Consider the following 17,546-nt stretch of genomic DNA (forward strand, 5'->3'; position numbering starts at 1 on the left):
TCTATGCTATAATGGAAAAGATCGAAGAAAGAACTGTTTTCAGTATTCCTTTCGGAGAATTGAATGTATTCGAAACGAACGTAGTATGCCATGATTTCCCTTTCTTTTTTGAAAAACCTGTGATCACTCTTATGCTGAGTGGTAATAAGATTATTCGAAGTGAGGAAGAAACTTTTGAGTTTAATGAGAGAAGTGTGTTTATTCCGCCCTGCAATAAAGAGCTGAGCATAGACATCCATCCTGTTTTCCGGGAGCCTACGAAGTGTCTGGTATTGGATATAGAGCAGGAGTATATTGACAGTGTTTTTTCTGAAGTTATTGAGAGCTGGCATCCTGACTGGGACAGAACAGGAATTATGATGAAAGAGAATGCAGTGAAAAAATTTGTAAGTTCGGATGAGTCTTTATGGAGAAGCCTTACGAATCTTTATAACAGAAGAATAGACGAAAGTATCTCCAGAACATCAGATTTTCTTTTAAGCTTAAGCCTTAAAGAACTGATCTATGAACTGATGAAGACCAATGCCAAACATATTCTGCTGCAAACTGATAAAGCTGAAAATATGCAAAACGGACTTCAGGAGGTGGTTCATTACATCAAACAGAACTACAAAGAACCTATTACGATAAAAAAGCTGGCCGGGGTTGCAGGAATGAGCGAAGCGAATCTGTTTAAAAAGTTTAAACATTCTTACAACTGTACTCCTGTAGAATATATTATTCAATTAAGAATAGAACATGCTAAGCAGTTATTGATCAGTAACCCGGAAATTGGGATTAAAAATATATGTTTCGAATCCGGATTTAATACGCTGGAATATTTTTACAGAAAATTCACTCAGATCACCGGAAAATCTCCGAAAAAATTCAAAATAAATTAAATCTGTAAAAGAAGCCTTCATGATGAACATCAAAAAAGTTTTCACGATTGTAAGCTTTCTGGTATGCTGCCTTTTTCAGGCACAAACCCTTCATTTGTATGGAGGCGCTGATCAGAATCAATATTTGGGATGTTTAAATTGTGATACTTTTGATAAAAACTCAGTCTGGAACAAGTATAGTGATTATGGGAATGCATTCAGTTCAAAATCGATCTGGAATTCTTATGGAAATTATGGAAGCTCTTACAGCACTTATTCGCCATGGAGCAGCTATGCGTCCTACCCTCCCGCTATTGTTGATCAGGATGGCAACTTCTATGGATATCTTACTCTAAATACCTATAAATCTGAAAGGTCAGAACTGGAACTGGCTATCATTTTATGTAAATACCATGAAGATATCAAAACAGATATTGACAGATGGTATGATAAATTGTTCCGGTAAATTGAATCTATTTCAACTTTTTTAATAATTGGCTAAGCACAAGTACGCAAATTATATCCTAAAAAGGAACTCTAAGATCAAGGTAAGTCTTCACTAAAACCTGAATGCCATACGCTCAATCCGGAGAAAGCAATTATTAAAAGACATAAAAATCACTCTAACTGAGGGATTAAAATTTATTTCTTATTTGGAACGCATTCACATGAATAATCATGTAGATCTTGCATATCATCACAAGCACCTACTGACAAACATTCGAAATAGTTATTGTATTATCTATGATCTGAGAGAAAACATAGGAATACATTAATCAAAAGAATTGTAAAGAGCCTTTTCTGAAATTCTAAAGCTGGACACACAGGCATCGCAAATTCATTATCCTATGTGGTTGAGAAAATGGGATAACTATACCTGTAAAATAAATTTCATCAGTTTTAATGCTTTGTTTTTTTATTAATTTACCGACACAATAGCATCTAAATGAATAGATTAAAATAAATTAATATAGTTGAAAAAACGCTGTATTATCCATTGATTACATTGTTTGTTAAGTCACTTCAAAAAGATTTAATACTCTATTCAAAAATAAATATCCATCTTTGCAGCCTTAAAATCAAAAACGCTAGTTTATTTCATGAGCATTACTTTCAAAAAGCGACTATTCATAGCGCTTGTATTACCAACGGCAGCCTTATATTACGGGCAGAGTACGAAGGATTCATTAGAAAAGTCTAAATCCATTGATGAGGTGATGTTAGTGGGAAGAAACCTTTCCCAGACCGCCAAAGAAAGAAAAACCCCTGTTGCAGTTTCCAACATTAAGGCAGCTGAAATTCAGGAGAAATTGGGAAATAGAGAGTTCCCAGAAATTATGAAGTCTACTCCATCCGTGTACGTTACCAAAGTAGGTGGCGGATTTGGAGACAGCAGAATTAACATGAGAGGTTTTGATGGCGCCAATATTGCGGTGATCATCAACGGACAGCCTGTTAACGATATGCAGGGAGGTACTGTATATTGGTCTAACTGGACCGGGTTAGCAGATATTGCGAGCTCTATTCAGATTCAAAGAGGTTTGGGAGCCTCTAAATTTGTAGTTCCGTCTGTAGGGGGAACCATCAATATTGTAACCAAAGCTACCGATTCTGAGCAAAAAGCAATGATAAAAGGAGAAGTGGGCAACGACAATTACTCCAGACTATCAGCAATGTATTCTTCAGGGTTAAAAAACAAATGGGGAACAACGGTATTACTATCCCGCTGGCAGGGTGACGGTTATATTAACGGAACCAAAGGAGAAGGATATTCATGGTTTTTCTCTACAGGATTTAAGCCGAATGAGAAGCATGCATTCAATTTGATTGCAACCGGAGCACCACAGGTACACGATACAAGAAGATCTTCTGCAACCGGAGCTAATGTAGCCACTTTACGCCAGCTTGACAGCTACGGAAGAAGATACAATCCACAAACAGGAATGCTGAATGGTTCTGAATTCAATTTAGCCCCCAACTTCTATCATAAGCCTATTGCCTCATTGAACTGGGACTGGAATATTAATGATAATCTGAAACTATCCACAGTTGTTTATGGCTCATGGGGACGTGGCGGCGGTGGTACGGGACTTAATGGTTCCATTAAAAATGCCAGCGGACAAACCATGAACTTCATGAATTATGGTGCGGGTGGAGACGGAACTATCAACTGGGATATGATCTACCGTTATAACAGAGGAGGTATGGTAACAGATTATAACGGAAATACTTTCCAGAAATCAACCTTTACTGCTCCTGCAGGTTCTCCTGGTGACTACAACGGACAATATGTAGCTACTCTGAACGGTACCAATGGTATCGTGAGAAAACAAAGCATCAATTCTCATGACTGGTATGGAGTAATTGCAGATCTTAATTACAAAAAAAATAACTGGACCTTTAACGGAGGTATTGACCTTAAAACATACAAAGGAGCTCTTTATGACATCGTTACTGATATGCTGGGCTCAGATGCATTATTTGTACCTAATACGGTAAATGCTCCAAAGGGTTATTATATAGACCGTACCGTAAAACCGGAACCTCTCACGAAGCTCAATAATGCACAGAAAGTATCAATCTATAATGAAGGTTTAGTAAAATGGGCCGGTATCTATGGAATGGTTGAATATAGCTCTGAAAAATTAAGTGCATCCGTTCAGGGATCAGTTTCCGAGCAATATTACAAGAGAAGAGACTATATGCTGTATACTCCTGGAAACCAGGAAACCAAATGGTATCATAAAACAGGTTATATTGTAAAGGGTGGTGCCAATTATAATATAGACGAGCATCATAATGTATTTTTCAATACTGGTGTTATTTCAAGACAGCCGTTATTCAATGCGTTATTTCCATCTAACCAAAACATCTACAATGATGCAAAGAATGAGAGAATCTTCTCTCTGGAGCTGGGATATGGTTTCAAATCGCGTTATCTGGATATTAATGTCAACGCCTACAGGACACAATGGGATGACAGGTTTATTTCAAGAACATTCAATGCTACTCCAGCAGATATTGCCAACTTCTCCCAATTAAAACTTGGTAATGCTTATTTCTACAATGCTCTGAATGTAGGGCAGGTTCACCAGGGAATTGAGCTGGAAGCAAAAGCAAGACCTCTTACTAACCTTAGGCTTAGAGGGATGGTATCATTAGGAAACTGGAAATACAAAGGAAATGCAAATTTCAACATCATTGATATTCAGAACAATCAGGAGGTTTCCGGAGCAACGGGAATGATCAACATTAAGGATCTGAAGGTAGGAGATGCTGCACAAACAACAGCAAGCATTGGTGCTGACTACAATATTACCAAAGCTTTCAGCATTGATGCCAACTGGGAATATTATGACAAACTATATGCACAATTCAACCCGATCAACTTCCTTACTGAAGCAGCAAGAGAAAAAGGGATTGTAAGATTGCCAAGCTATCATTTATTTGATGTAGGTGCTACTTATAAATTCACGATTGACGCGAAAAAATCTTTAACATTAAGAGCTAACGTCTACAATTTATTCAATAAATATTATATTTCTGAGCTAAGTTCTAATATTTTCACCAGTGATAAGATTGCCAGTGGTCCGGATGCAGGAAGAACATACCAGGACGCAGGTAGAGTCTATCAGGGAATTGCTGATGGGAATACAGGATTTTTAGGCTTTGGAAGAACCTGGTCTATTGCAGCCACGTTGAGATTCTGATAGAATCCATATAAGTACTGAAACAATCAAACCCGCCTTTCATGGCGGGTTTTCTTATGTTGATCTAATGTATCAACTCATATTTTATATGTACAATGTTTAAAACTTCAATATCTTAGGCATTTAAAAACTCTTCTGTATCAATGATTAGCTGTGATGGACAAATGAATTTAGATATGACAATCTCTTCCTTATTTAGCAGATTTTAGAGTCAAAACATTACGAAAGCAGTACCTGAAAATCATCAGTTAATGACAATACTCCTTCTGTTATGCTTTCCGAATGGGTGCTGAATCCTTTCAGTTTTGAAGTTTTTCCTTTTAAAACCAAATCTAAAAGCTGTTTATCAGACAGTTTTTTACCGAAAATATCAAAAGTGATTTTAAAGCCACAGTTTTTAAAATCGGAACAGCCCACAGCGGTTTTACCTTTGATCAGGTTATGCTCTTTGCATTTCGGACATTTTGTTTCTTCCCAGGACTGAAGTTCTTTTTTCTGTGCGGGTTCTCTTTTTTTCTTTTCCTTCACCACTTCTTTTTCTTCTTCCTGAAGGGTGATCACTTTTCCTTTCCCATACACTACTTTATCAGTAAGCTCTGTCACCATTTGGATCAGCTCCTCTTTAAAAAGATTGGCTTCATACTCTCCTTTTTCAATTCTGCGAAGTTTAGATTCCCATTCTCCTGTAAGTTCCGGGCTCTTTAAAAGCTCATCTTCAATAGTATCAATAAGCTGGATTCCTGTTTGGGTAGCGATCAGGTTTTTCCTTTTCTTTTCGATGTATTTTCTTTTGAAAAGGGTCTCAATAATGTTGGCACGGGTAGATGGTCTTCCGATACCGTTATTCTTCAACATTTCACGCAGTTCTTCGTCTTCTACCTGTTTTCCGGCTGTTTCCATTGCTCTCAGCAAGGTTGCTTCCGTATAAGGTTTTGGCGGGGTGGTCTTTCCCTGATGGATCATGGGATCGTGAGGCCCTGTTTCTCCTACAATAAATTCAGGAATAGTCTGCTCTTCTTCCTTTTCTTTTTCTTTATCTGTAGATTCTTCTTTAGGCTCTTTTGCGTAAACGGCTCTCCATCCCGGTTCCAGAATCTGTCTTCCACTGGTTTTGAAAGGAATGGTTCCTACTTTCCCTTCCACCAAAGTATTTGAAATTTTACATTCCGGGTAGAAAACAGCAATAAAGCGTTTGGCAATAAGATCATAGATCAGCTTTTCTTCCCTGCTCAGGTTTTGAGACGGTGGAATTTCGGTAGGAATAATTGCATGGTGATCGGTTACTTTTGCATCATCAAAAACAGCCTTTGATTTAGGAATCGGTGCTTCCAGCAATGGTGCAATCAAATCCTGATAGGGATACATCTTCTGAAGAATCCCTCCTATTTTCGGATATAAACTTTCCGATAGATAGGTAGTATCAACACGTGGATAGGTTACGTGTTTCTTTTCGTAAAGACTCTGTATATAATTCAGCGTATTTTCAGCTGAATACCCATATTTTTTGTTGGCTTCTACCTGAAGTCCGGTAAGATCAAAAAGTCTTGGATTTTTCTCTTTTCCTTCTTTAATTTCAAAAGAAACAATTTCAAAAGGATTTACTTTAAGGTATTCCAGTCCTTTTTCGGCACGGTCAAGGGTTTTTAAACGGTCAATCGCTGCGTTGAAAATAACGTCACGGTATTTCGTTTTCAGTTCCCAATATTCTTCTGTGTTAAAAGCATCAATTTCTTTCTGACGCTGAACCAGCATGGCTAATGTCGGCGTCTGAACTCTTCCAATGGAAAGAACAGCTTTATTACCACCAAATTTTTTAGTAAAAAGTCTTGTGGCATTTATTCCCAATAACCAGTCTCCTATAGCTCTGGCATTTCCGGCCAGATAAAGATTTTTATAATCTTCCGCGGGTTTTAAACTGGCAAAACCTTCTTTGATTGCTTCTTCCGTCAAAGAGGAAATCCACAAACGCTGAATAGGCTTGTTGCATTTTGCCTTCTGCAGTACCCAACGCTGGATCAATTCTCCCTCCTGCCCGGCATCCCCGCAGTTAATGACCTCATCACATTCTTCGACTAATCTTTCAATCACTTTAAACTGATTTTCAACGCCTTTATTCGGGATCAGCTTTATACCGAAGCTGCTTGGAATAATAGGCAGCAGAAATAAATTCCAGGATTTGTACTGAGGTCCGTAGTCGTGAGGTTCTTTCAGGGTACAAAGGTGTCCGAACGTCCATGTCACGCAATAGCCGTTCCCTTCCATATAGCCCTGTTTAGGCGTGGTAGCGCCCAATACTTTGGCGATATCTCTGGCAACACTGGGTTTCTCGGCAATACATAATTTCATGAACTCGGGTTTATTGTAGGGCTGCAAAAATCGGGATTTTTTTTGACTTTAACTAATTTAGTTGGGAGTTGATCTTTGATAAGTTATACACACGAATATCACAAACCTGCCAGTAATATTAATAATTATGAGCTGACAAACATTACTTTTTCTGCACCGTTTATTATATTCAGATCCAGCCTTTCAATAAGAAAGTTAACATCCTCAGCAAACTTCTCCTTCAGATAACCCTCTTCAATATCATGTCCATACGCTATCTTTTTATAGAAATCAGGTTGGTTTTTCAATGCATTCTTCAATTCTACCAGATTAGATTTTAAAACCTCCAGATCAATATATTCTTCATAAAAAGTCCAGAAATCCAATATCTTCAGGTCAATATGTAAGACTCTTTCTATTTGATACAATAATCTGTCATCATCTTCCGGACTCTCATCGGCCATAACCAGATTTAAACCGTCTCTTCCGTCAAAATGGTATTGATCTCTCAAGTCCAGATATTGCCACAAAGGCTCCTCTTTATCAAATACAAAACTTATTTCGAGTCCCAATCCCATATCTTTTTCTTAAAAAGTAAATATAACAAAAAGCCCCCTTAAAAAAAGAGGGCTCCATCAACAATAGTAACGAAACTAAGTTCATTATTTCTTTTTCACTTCTGCAATGGCTTCTGAGATCCCACCGCCTGCGGTTTCAAAGAAGGCAGGGCCGGACAGCAGATATACTTTTTCTATTTTTTTGGTGGTGGATAATTGATGTTCTTTCAGATAGTTTTCAGAACGGTTGGCATGGACAATTCCTCTTACTACATTTCCGGCTATCAAGGCAGTTGGAGAGTCTATTCCGGCATCTTTAAGATCGCTGGCAAAAGCAAAATTGGCAACCCCTAATCTCATTGCTTCACGGGCTGCCACCTCTCCTACGGAAGTCATCAGATCAGGAGTGAATTTGTTCCGGTCACCAAGCCCGATGAGCAATAATTTCTTTGCAGACATTGATCCTGCGGGAGGCGTTATTAAAATCGTTTCCAAAGAATGTCCCTGAAACTGTCCTGATTTTCTGATATTGGTCAGTTCACCTTTTAAAGCTTCGTCCAGGTGTACCAAACCATTTAAACTGGCTGGTAAAGCCGGAGCATTGAAGATGTCACCTTCCGTATATTCAAAAACACAGGCTACCTGAAGATCAGTATTGGCTGAAGAAGGACCTTGTACCCAACCTATGATGGAGATTCCGTCTACCGAGCCCCAGTTTTTGGAAGTTCCTATGGCAGCGGTCTTTGGAGGAGCTGTAGTGGTTGTCTGTGCAAAATTTAAAGCAGAGAATACTAAAGCTGCAATTACTAGTGATTGGCTTAGAATAGTTTTCATATTTTTTTGTTGCTGGTTATTTTGTTGCCGACAGAAAGTTCTTTTTTTGATCTTTATTTTATAAAGTCATTGGAACTTCCATGATCAGGATCTCTGTATCTTCCTGCAGTATTTTAATATTCAGGTCTTTGATATCCCAGACTCCGAACCCGTCTCTTTCTTCAACTTTCTGACCTTCAATTTCTGCGCTTCCCTTAATGATAAAGAAATAGGCCCCGTTTCCTTTTTTCTTAATTTCATAAACCGTTTCTGTATCTTTATCAAAAGTCCCCAGATGAAACCATGCATCCTGATGAATCCATACCCCTTCATCATCCGCGTTGGGAGATAGGATTTGCTGAAACCGGTTATGGCTTTTTGTCTTGTTTAGAGTGATCTGGTCGTATCTTGGAGTTACATTTCTTTTATTCGGGTATACCCAGATTTGCAGGAATTTTACGGACTGATCACTGTTTCTGTTGAACTCACTGTGCATAATTCCCGTTCCCGCGCTCATCACCTGTATATCTCCACTTTTGATAATGGCTGTATTGCCCATGCTGTCTTTGTGTTCAAGATCGCCCTCCAATGGAATACTAATAATCTCCATATTATCATGAGGATGGGTACCGAAACCTCTTCCCCCTTCTACTTTGTCATCATTAAGCACTCTCAGAACTCCGAAGTGCATTCTTTCAGGATTATGATAATTGGCAAAACTGAATGTGTGCTGGCTTAATAACCATCCGTGATCCGCTTTTCCTCTTGAATCGGCTTTATGGATAACAGAATTTTCTTTGATTTTTGATTCCGTATTGGGAAGATGATTGTAGCCGATAGGTTCTAATGGTTCAATCTCGTCGATCTCATTTTCCATGTTTTTTGCAAGAGAAGCAGATGCTACAAACATTCCTGTTCCCAATAGTCCTTTTTTTATAAAATCCTTTCTGTCCATATCAAGTAGTTATTTGTTCGTTTTTGATATGACAAATTTAGATAAATGAAAAGGGCTGCACATTTAACTAGTTTAATAAATCACCTTAATAAAAAAATATTTTCCTTTATTGTCTAAACCAGTTCCATTGCTTTAGCCAGCCTGTAAGCTTCAATGGAGTTCTTTACCTGCAGCTTCTGAAGAATATTCTGCCGGTGTCTGTTGACGGTGTTTAAGCTGATATCAAGTGATTCTGCGATTTCTTTACTCATTTTACCATGAGCGATCAGCAAAAGCACCTCCTTTTCCCTTGCCGACAGTACATCGGTATATTTAAATTCATTGTAATACAGCGTAGCACCATTCATGGAATTCACAATCACCCCATTTTCGTGAAGCAGGGCATTCACATTGTTTCCGGATATATTATAAATACAAAGCCCCAGCCTCACCTTATCTTCTTCTACAGCATAAAACATACGGTGCAAAACCGTCAGATATTCTCCTGAATGACTGCGCATTCTAAGATTAACAGCCATATAATAATCTGTCCACTCAGCCATTGGAACCTCTTTCAAAAAATGGAAAAAATAATGTTCCAGAACCAGCTTTTTTCTGACATCTTCAGGATGTACTTTACTGAGTATTTCATCTTCCCAAATAGAAGATATTTCTATTTCTTCCCCACAACGGTCATCCCCGATCAGCGAACTCATACCGCCATAGTGAATGGTGCTTCTTCTGGTTTTAAGGTCTGTCAGCACACAGATGGCATTTTCAATTTCGGAATACATTTTTGCAACGGACCGGTACTTTAACCATATTCCGGAGGTATCCTTGTTTTCAAAAGACTGGTCTAATAATGCTTTGTCAAGTTTAGCTTTAATATTCATCGTATGGTTATTTCTAACTATTGAATTCTTTTTTTGGGGAAATTACCTTTGTAAATATAGATTTTTTAATGATCATTCTATGAAACAGGGGATCAGTTTCACTCAATAACCTCCTGTTTTATACTAAGCTTATATTATACTTTTTTTAATGAAAAAATTATTACTAGCAGCATCACTGTCTTTCATGACAGGATTCCTGCACAATGTCAGAGCGCAGCGTTTAGAAAAGATGAATTGGTTCAATGAGCCTGAAAAATGGGAAATAAAGGATAATTCATTATCCATGTTTGTTACTCCGCAAAGTGACTATTGGCGTATTTCACATTATGGATTTACGGTGGATGATGCTCCGTTTTATTATTCAACCTATGGTGGTGAATTTGAAGTCAAAGTAAAAATTACAGGTGATTATAAAGTCCGTTTTGACCAGATGGGACTGATGCTTCGTACGGACCCTCAGAATTACATTAAATTTGGAATTGAATATGTAGATGGAAAATATAATTTAAGTACCGTAGTTACCCATACCACAAGTGACTGGAGTGTCATAGAACTGAAAGAGAAACCACAGGCCGTCTGGATCAAAGCGGTCAGACGCCTGGATGCCGTTGAGATCTTCTATTCCTTCGACGACAAAAATTATATCATGATGAGAAATGCTCATCTTCAGGACAACACTCCTGTTATGGTCGGTTTAATGGCTGCCTGTCCGGATGGGAATGGTTTTAATGCAAAATTCGAACATTTTCAGGTAAAGCACCTTCCTGATCAGAGAAGACTGGAGTGGCTCAACAAAAACAAATAATATCAATCATATGAAATTTGATACATAATCCTCTAAAATCAGCTAAAGTAAACTCAGCCTTTATCCTATAAAACCTTGTGGTTGTGGAAAAGGATAAACAGGTAAAGGTTGATTAAGGATTTTTGGATTGATGATTAAATTATTTCATTCCTGTAGGTACTTCTTTTATTAAAAAGTTGTACCTATTTCTCTTTTGAAGCAAGACGCTTTCTGATGGTACTCACAAACTCCTTTGAAACACCAAGATAGGAAGCAATATAATATTGGGCCACTCTTTGCGGAATGGAAGGATAGACCTTGATAAATTCAAGATACCGGTCTGAAGCAGTTTTTGAAATGGTATTCACCAGGCGGCTTTGAAGTGTTGTCAGGTTTCTCTGTACCAGCATTCTGAACACTCTTTCAAATTTCGGAACTTCACTTAACAGTTTTTCTTTCGTTGTTGGGTTCAGTATATAGATTTCCGAATCTTCAAGCGTTTCAATATACACTTTAGAAGGTTTCTGATCCTGAAAAGAAGCGATATCACTGATCCACCAGTCTTCAATGGCAAATAATAAGGTCACTTCAGAACCGCTGTCATCCAGACAATACATTCTCACACACCCTTTATGAATATATCCTTCAAACTGGCAGATCTCCCCTTCTTTCAATAAAACAGTCTTTTTAGGAAACGACTGGCAGGTCAGTAAGTCTGTAAATATTTTTTCTTCTTCCTCTGTAATGGTGATGAATCTTGTAATGTTTCTGGTGATATTTTCAAACATGAATCAAAGTTTATCCCTGCAAATTAGGAAAAAGACTGTAAACTTCATTCTTTAAAAGACCGCTTCCTCCGCCATAATGATCAATTACCTTTACGTCCTTATCCAAATTCTCACAGAATACTTTAATATCTTTTTCAAATTCGTCCTCCAGACCTGAACTTAAAAGAACAATATCTACTTTATTTTCTTTTATATATTCATAACAGAAGTGTTCATCGCTTTGGATTTCAGCTGCCCAGCCTTCGTTGTTTTCAATAATTCTTTTTAAGACCGCCAGAATCTCCTGATTCTTTCCGATTACTAAAAATGGAGTGTTTTCATTGTAATTGTTTTAATAGTTGAAAATTAAAAATTGAAAGTGGGCAATGAATCATTTGCACGTAAAATTAATCATTTCCAGGTATGCATTTTCAATTTCTCACTTTCAATTTTCAACTCCTAAAGATGTTTATTTCCCGTTATCTTCAATTCATTCAGGTCCAGCTGTGATTCTGCTTTTCTGATTTCAGCATCGCTGAACAGTTTTTCACGTTTCATTTTAAAAAGCTCTTTTCTCTGATGCTCAAAAATATCAAGCATGATCTTGTGGTATTCTTTCATATCATGCTGTCTGTTGCTGCACATTTCAATGGAACTTAAATGATTTTGATGGAGTGTGATATCATTTTCCAATGCTATTTTAAGATTTTCAACCAGACTGTTGCTCTCTATTGAACTTTCATATTCCTTATTAAGCCTGTTCACAGCAAGTTGGTCAAGTCTCATCTGAATTCCTGCCTGCTGCTCGTGGGAAGGAAGAATAGAATCAATCTCTCCGATTTTGGTTAATTTAATAATCAGCGGAAGCGTCAGTCCCTGAAAAACCAATGTCACAAAAATAACAATGAAGGTAATAAAAATAATAAGATTTCTCATCGGAAACTGAGCCTGGTTATTCATCATCACCGGAATAGAAAGTGCCGTAGCCAGAGAAACAACTCCTCTCATTCCTGCCCAGCCTATTATTAAAGGATTTTTCCATCCCGGGCTCGGATCCTGACGGGCTTTTTTGCTCAGCCATCTAGGAATATGAGCAACCGGATAAATCCATAAAAGGCGTACCACAATGACGATGAGACTTATCATTAAGCCATATTGTATTTCATCCATTAAGGAAGTTTCTCCTAAACCGTCGATAATGTCCGGAAGTTCAAGGCCAATTAAAACAAAAACCAATGCGTTCATTACAAAGATCAGGGTATTCCATACGCCTGTCATATTGATCCTTGTTGTTCCAGTTTTAAACATCTCATGGGCCCTGAAAGACATAAACAAACCTCCGCTCACCACAGCCATCACCCCTGAAAAATGAAAATGTTCAGCAGAAAGGAACAAAATGTAAGGAGTCATTACCGTAAGAGCGGCATCAATGGCCGGTGTCGTAGGCAAAAACCTGTGAATGGCATAGAAAATATGGGCACCCACTATTCCTACTACTATTCCCATCCCTGCCACAAGAAAGAACTGACCTGTTGCTTCATGCATGGAAAAAACACCTGTCATTACAGCAGCCAGTGCAAATCTGAAGACGATCAGTGAAGAGGCGTCATTGATCAGGCTTTCACCTTCCAATATGGCGATGGTTCGTTTGGGAACTTTTAATCCTTTTAAGACCGTTGTTGCAGCCACCGCATCAGGCGGAGAAACAATTCCCCCCAATAAAAACCCTAACGCCAAAGTAAAACCGGGAATCAGCATCCGGGAAGTAAAAGCCACCACCAAAGAAGTCAGGAATACCAATCCAAAAGCCAGCAGGCTGATGGGACGTTTCCACTTCCAGAAATCATTCCATGAGGTATACCAGGCCGCTTCATATAAAAGCGGGGGCAAAAAGATTAAAAATATAATCTCCGGATCCAGTTTTAAAACCGGAACACCCGGAATCATGCTGATACCCAGTCCCGCAAGGACCAGAAAAATAGGATACGCAATTTTGATGCGCTGTGCCAGCATAACCAGAAGCATAACGATTAATAGGAGTCCCAGAATTAAAAGTAGTTGTTCGTGCATTTTTTTAAGCTAAAAATTGAGAGTTGAAAGTTGAAATGATGAGGTTGTGTCTTTGTAGAAGCTGAAGAAGGATAAAGAGGGGTAAAAAGAAGAAAAGAAAAATTGGCAATTCTTAATTCTCCATTTTTCATTATCCATTCTCTCCAACCCTCCTACCCGCATCTTCTTTATAATTCCTCCTTCATCCAAACATCATTATATTCCTCCGGGTGTCTTTTGAACTGAGCATGGACGTAAGGGCATAAAGGGACAATTTTCAGATCGTTTTCCCTTGCATAGGACACCAGTCTTTCTAATAAAATTTTGGCAAAACCTTTTCCTTCGTATTCCTGATTAACCTCAGTATGGTATACTGTCAGCTTCTGCCCGATCACTGAAATATCCATTTTTCCTGCTTTATGGTTGTCTGAAAAAAGTTGAATTTCTCCTCTTCTTCCTTCTAAAACGATTTCTGTTCTTTCCATTTTTTTGTTTTTAATTATTGATTCAAAATTAGTATTCTTTATAGTTCTGTCCGATGACCTATGATAAGTTCGGTAGCAGTCCTTTTTTACTGCATTTATATCTTTAATTTTAATGCTAAATTACAGCTCAGGGAAATGGTGTCCATTTAACTGGTTTAGTAAATACTTTTTCATTTAAAACCACCTACTGCTTTATATAATTCTTAAAAAAAACATCTTATTTTATCTTTTTTATAACGCTGTATTTTAATAAAATTTGGTTTTTAAAATATTTAAAATAGCTTCACCTAATTAAGAGAGCATTAAAAACAAACACCAAAACACTACAAATCAAACCATTAATCCATTAACAATAATTTAATATTCAAAAAGTCTACTTTTTTAGTGGACTAATAAAAATTATATTATATATTTGCAAACGTATTCAGGAAATAAAACAAAATGAAGGCAGAATTCAAGAATAATTCAATAAAGAAACATACCATCAAAACAATGATGATGGTTACCTGTATGCCTATACATCAAGAATACTGTGGTTGACCTTACTTTTATATGACATATTTTTTAAAGGCCCTACCACGATGTAGGGCCTTTTTTATTGAAAAACAAACAACATTAAAAAAATAAAAATGAGCAATTCTAAAAACAAATGGTTGATTCCATTGGCGTTTACAAATATCTATGTGATATGGGGAATTACGTTTTTAGCTATTTCATTTGGCTTAAAAGGTTTCCCCCCCTTCATCCTTTCAGGATTGAGATTTCTGGTTGCCGGAATTCTGATGATAGGATATCTTCTTTCAAGAGGAGAAAAAGCAAATTCACTGATCAACTGGAAAAAAAATGCAGTCACAGGAATTCTTATCCTTGCCGGGGGAACCGGACTTGTAGCCTGGGGCGAACAATATGTAACTGCTTCTGAAGCTGCAATTTCAATAGCAACCGGTCCTTTCTGGTTCATCGCTATTGACAAAAAAAACTGGAAATATTATTTTACAGATAAGTTTATTCCAATCGGTTTGGCAATTGGTTTTGCAGGATTAATATTATTCTTAAAAGGAAGTGTCCATTCAAGTGCAGCTCATGCGGTGGGCAACGGCCATCTGCGTATTACGGCATTTATCGTATTGGGATTAAGTTCCGTAGCATGGGTGCTGGGTTCATTATATTCTAAGAAAAATCCGGCTTCACAATCCACTTTTATGAATATTGCACAACAGCTTATAGTAGCGGGATTAGTATGTTTTTTTATTGCTTTTATAAGAAAAGAATGGACTGGTTTTTCTATTTCAGCTGTTCCTTTATCAGCATGGTTCGGGGTTCTGTTTTTGATTTTCTTTGGATCGATAATCGCTTATTTGTCGTACATTTGGCTATTGTCCGTAAAACCCGCCGCTTTAGTAAGCACCCATACCTACATTAACCCTATTGTAACGGTTATTGCAGGCTGGATTGTTGCCCATCAAAGCATTAATGGAGGCCAGCTATATGGTTTATCTATCATATTACTGGGAGTACTTCTGACGAATGTCACCAAGTACTTCAGGCTTTCAAAACGGTCGAAGGTTAAAATCAGAAGACTAAGAAGATTTTTTAACAGAGCAGGCAGACGATATCAGCCAATTTAAAAAGTATACAATATCAGAATGATAGAAATTAAAAATATATCAAAAACATTTTATCAGAAAAAGCAGTCCTTCAAGGCACTGGATAAGGTGAGCCTCAATATCGAAAAAGGTGATATCGTAGGGATTATCGGATTTTCAGGAGCGGGTAAAAGTACACTGATCCGTACGGTAAATCTATTGGAAAGACCAGATGAAGGGCAGATCATTATTAATGGAAAGGATTTCACTAAGCTAAGTTCTAAGCAACTGGCTGAAGAGCGTAAAAAAATAGGAATGATTTTCCAGCATTTCAATCTTCTTTCTTCAAGAACTGTTTTTGATAATGTAGCTCTGCCTCTGGAGCTGGATAATAAAGGTAAAGATCAAATCAATAAAAAAGTCAATGAACTCTTAAAAATTGTTGGACTGGAAGATAAAGCCAACGATTATCCTAAAAGTCTTTCCGGAGGACAAAAGCAAAGGGTAGCTATTGCAAGAGCATTGGCTAATGATCCCCATCTGCTGCTTTCTGACGAAGCCACCAGTGCACTAGATCCTGCTACAACACAGTCTATCTTACAGCTTTTAAGGGATATTAATAAGAGACTGGGAATTACGATTCTTTTAATTACCCACGAAATGGAGGTCATCAAAGCAGTCTGCAATCATGTAGCAGTGATAGACCAAGGAAAATTAGTAACAAAAGGAACTTTAAGCGAGATTATTTCGGATAAGGAACATCCGGTAATCCGTCAATTTATAAATTCAGACATCATGACCCTGCCACAGGAACTCAATAACCGACTGCAGAAAGAGCCAAAGGATGGTTTATTTCCGCTGGTCGAAATAGAACTTAATGAAAACATCAGTGTTGAAGAGCTTCTTTCAACGCTGTACAACCAATATAAAATCCCTTATAAACTTTTAAAAGCAGACGTGGAATATCTGGGAGATTCCAATTTTGGAAAACTGCTGCTGCAACTTCAGGGAGCTGCGGAAGAAAATCAGCAGGCTATCTACTATTTTAATCAGAATAAAATTCAAAATACAGTAAAAGGATATGCTTAGTGATGCGGTAATTGCCCTTTTGGCAAAAGGAACCTGGGAAACAGTGTATATGACGTTTATGTCCGGATTTTTCGGATTTGTACTGGGACTTCCGGTTGGGATTATGTTGTTTTTAACAAGAAAAGGACAGCTGATGGAAAACACTTTTTACCACAGAATTTTATCTATTCTGGTTAATATTTTCCGGGCTATTCCTTTTATCATTCTAATTGTATGGATGATTCCTTTTACAAGAATTTTAGCGGGAACTTCTATTGGAGTGAATGCAGCGTTGGTTCCTTTAAGTGTAGGAGCAGCTCCGTTCATTGCACGACTTGTTGAGAACAGCCTTATTGAAGTTCCACAAGGTCTTATAGAAACAGCAAGATCCCTTGGAGCTTCTCCGTTACAGATCATCAGAAAAGTATTGCTTCCCGAAGCACTTCCTTCATTAGTCAATAATGCAACGATCACTTTGATCACTCTTGTAGGATACTCAGCGATGGGAGGTGCTGTAGGAGCCGGTGGATTAGGGCAGGTTGGCTACCAATATGGATATATCGGGTATGATATTGTCATTATGAATACCGTATTGATCTTGCTTGTACTTTTGGTTTTCATTATCCAGTTCGCAGGAGACAGGCTTTCAAAAAGTTTTGACCATAGATAGAAAATGTTTTATAGGATTGGAGAGTTGAAAATGAAAAATGGAGAA

15 protein-coding genes are annotated in these 17,546 nt (G+C 37.7%); 7 read left to right on the forward strand and 8 right to left on the reverse strand.

Annotation, left to right across the window (positions count from 1 at the left end):
- The first annotated feature begins 11 nt into the window (after window positions 1-11).
- The 3 genes from LF887_RS16015 to LF887_RS16025 all read left to right on the forward strand — a co-directional run bounded on the left by LF887_RS16015 (window position 12) and on the right by LF887_RS16025 (window position 4,570).
- Window positions 12-881 carry a helix-turn-helix domain-containing protein gene (locus tag LF887_RS16015; RefSeq protein ID WP_236855256.1) on the forward strand — a complete coding sequence of 290 codons (870 nt, stop codon included), beginning with the start codon at window positions 12-14 and terminating at the stop codon, window positions 879-881.
- A 19-nt stretch (window positions 882-900) separates the two neighbouring features.
- A complete protein-coding gene (locus LF887_RS16020; RefSeq protein WP_236855257.1) occupies window positions 901-1,326 on the forward strand; it encodes a hypothetical protein in 426 nt (141 codons plus the stop codon).
- A 634-nt stretch (window positions 1,327-1,960) separates the two neighbouring features.
- Window positions 1,961-4,570, forward strand: a complete 2,610-nt coding sequence (locus LF887_RS16025; RefSeq protein ID WP_236855258.1) for a TonB-dependent receptor — start codon at window positions 1,961-1,963, stop codon at window positions 4,568-4,570.
- A gap of 219 nt (window positions 4,571-4,789) precedes the next feature.
- On the opposite strand, the gene LF887_RS16030 is transcribed toward LF887_RS16025, so the two are convergent.
- From LF887_RS16030 to LF887_RS16050, 5 genes are all read right to left on the reverse strand, one after another.
- Window positions 4,790-6,916 (reverse strand): type IA DNA topoisomerase, encoded by a 2,127-nt coding sequence (locus tag LF887_RS16030; protein WP_236855259.1) that lies wholly within the window; start codon window positions 6,914-6,916, stop codon window positions 4,790-4,792.
- A gap of 125 nt (window positions 6,917-7,041) precedes the next feature.
- Window positions 7,042-7,467, reverse strand: a complete 426-nt coding sequence (locus tag LF887_RS16035; protein ID WP_236855260.1) for a hypothetical protein — start codon at window positions 7,465-7,467, stop codon at window positions 7,042-7,044.
- Between the two features lie 90 nt (window positions 7,468-7,557).
- Window positions 7,558-8,286: a M17 family peptidase N-terminal domain-containing protein gene (locus LF887_RS16040; protein ID WP_236855261.1), complete on the reverse strand. Its 729-nt coding sequence runs from the start codon at window positions 8,284-8,286 to the stop codon at window positions 7,558-7,560.
- Between the two features lie 58 nt (window positions 8,287-8,344).
- Window positions 8,345-9,220, reverse strand: coding sequence for a pirin family protein (locus LF887_RS16045; protein ID WP_236855262.1), 876 nt, complete (start codon window positions 9,218-9,220; stop codon window positions 8,345-8,347).
- A gap of 113 nt (window positions 9,221-9,333) precedes the next feature.
- Entirely contained in the window at window positions 9,334-10,092 is a 759-nt protein-coding gene (locus tag LF887_RS16050) for a response regulator transcription factor (protein ID WP_236855263.1), read from the reverse strand.
- Between the two features lie 148 nt (window positions 10,093-10,240).
- Between LF887_RS16050 and LF887_RS16055 the strand changes: the two genes are divergently transcribed.
- Complete coding sequence (locus LF887_RS16055; RefSeq protein WP_236855264.1) at window positions 10,241-10,897, forward strand: DUF1349 domain-containing protein; 657 nt, start codon at window positions 10,241-10,243, stop codon at window positions 10,895-10,897.
- A gap of 182 nt (window positions 10,898-11,079) precedes the next feature.
- On the opposite strand, the gene LF887_RS16060 is transcribed toward LF887_RS16055, so the two are convergent.
- From LF887_RS16060 to LF887_RS16070, 3 genes are all read right to left on the reverse strand, one after another.
- Complete coding sequence (locus tag LF887_RS16060; RefSeq protein ID WP_236855265.1) at window positions 11,080-11,664, reverse strand: Crp/Fnr family transcriptional regulator; 585 nt, start codon at window positions 11,662-11,664, stop codon at window positions 11,080-11,082.
- Window positions 11,665-12,102: 438 nt separating this feature from the next.
- Window positions 12,103-13,713 (reverse strand): Na+/H+ antiporter, encoded by a 1,611-nt coding sequence (locus LF887_RS16065; RefSeq protein WP_236855266.1) that lies wholly within the window; start codon window positions 13,711-13,713, stop codon window positions 12,103-12,105.
- A gap of 167 nt (window positions 13,714-13,880) precedes the next feature.
- Window positions 13,881-14,177, reverse strand: a complete 297-nt coding sequence (locus LF887_RS16070; RefSeq protein WP_236855267.1) for a GNAT family N-acetyltransferase — start codon at window positions 14,175-14,177, stop codon at window positions 13,881-13,883.
- Window positions 14,178-14,806: 629 nt separating this feature from the next.
- On the opposite strand from LF887_RS16070, the gene LF887_RS16075 reads away from it, so the two are divergent.
- From LF887_RS16075 to metI, 3 genes are read left to right on the forward strand one after another with little or no spacing between them, the layout of a single operon-like run.
- The gene (locus LF887_RS16075; protein WP_236855268.1) at window positions 14,807-15,805 is read left to right on the forward strand and encodes an EamA family transporter; all 999 of its coding nucleotides are present in this window, start codon (window positions 14,807-14,809) and stop codon (window positions 15,803-15,805) included.
- A gap of 18 nt (window positions 15,806-15,823) precedes the next feature.
- The gene (locus LF887_RS16080) at window positions 15,824-16,852 is read left to right on the forward strand and encodes a methionine ABC transporter ATP-binding protein (RefSeq protein ID WP_236855269.1); all 1,029 of its coding nucleotides are present in this window, start codon (window positions 15,824-15,826) and stop codon (window positions 16,850-16,852) included.
- Entirely contained in the window at window positions 16,845-17,501 is a 657-nt protein-coding gene (gene metI, locus LF887_RS16085) for a methionine ABC transporter permease MetI (protein ID WP_236855270.1), read from the forward strand. Before LF887_RS16080 ends, metI begins: the two co-directional genes overlap by 8 nt.
- Window positions 17,502-17,546 lie beyond the last annotated feature (45 nt).

This window comes from Chryseobacterium sp. MEBOG06, from assembly GCF_021869765.1.
GTDB lineage: Bacteria > Bacteroidota > Bacteroidia > Flavobacteriales > Weeksellaceae > Chryseobacterium.

Bases quoted from the DNA above. Each gene is read 5' to 3' on its own strand.
- LF887_RS16015 (WP_236855256.1), top strand. From the start codon at position 12: ATGGAAAAGATCGAAGAAAGAACTGTTTTCAGTATTCCTTTCGGAGAA.
- LF887_RS16020 (WP_236855257.1), top strand. From the start codon at position 901: ATGATGAACATCAAAAAAGTTTTCACGATTGTAAGCTTTCTGGTATGC.
- LF887_RS16025 (WP_236855258.1), top strand. From the start codon at position 1,961: ATGAGCATTACTTTCAAAAAGCGACTATTCATAGCGCTTGTATTACCA.
- LF887_RS16030 (WP_236855259.1), bottom strand. From the start codon at position 6,916: ATGAAATTATGTATTGCCGAGAAACCCAGTGTTGCCAGAGATATCGCC.
- LF887_RS16040 (WP_236855261.1), bottom strand. From the start codon at position 8,286: ATGAAAACTATTCTAAGCCAATCACTAGTAATTGCAGCTTTAGTATTC.
- LF887_RS16045 (WP_236855262.1), bottom strand. From the start codon at position 9,220: ATGGACAGAAAGGATTTTATAAAAAAAGGACTATTGGGAACAGGAATG.
- LF887_RS16050 (WP_236855263.1), bottom strand. From the start codon at position 10,092: ATGAATATTAAAGCTAAACTTGACAAAGCATTATTAGACCAGTCTTTT.
- LF887_RS16055 (WP_236855264.1), top strand. From the start codon at position 10,241: ATGAAAAAATTATTACTAGCAGCATCACTGTCTTTCATGACAGGATTC.
- LF887_RS16060 (WP_236855265.1), bottom strand. From the start codon at position 11,664: ATGTTTGAAAATATCACCAGAAACATTACAAGATTCATCACCATTACA.
- LF887_RS16065 (WP_236855266.1), bottom strand. From the start codon at position 13,713: ATGCACGAACAACTACTTTTAATTCTGGGACTCCTATTAATCGTTATG.
- LF887_RS16070 (WP_236855267.1), bottom strand. From the start codon at position 14,177: ATGGAAAGAACAGAAATCGTTTTAGAAGGAAGAAGAGGAGAAATTCAA.
- LF887_RS16075 (WP_236855268.1), top strand. From the start codon at position 14,807: ATGAGCAATTCTAAAAACAAATGGTTGATTCCATTGGCGTTTACAAAT.
- LF887_RS16080 (WP_236855269.1), top strand. From the start codon at position 15,824: ATGATAGAAATTAAAAATATATCAAAAACATTTTATCAGAAAAAGCAG.
- metI (WP_236855270.1), top strand. From the start codon at position 16,845: ATGCTTAGTGATGCGGTAATTGCCCTTTTGGCAAAAGGAACCTGGGAA.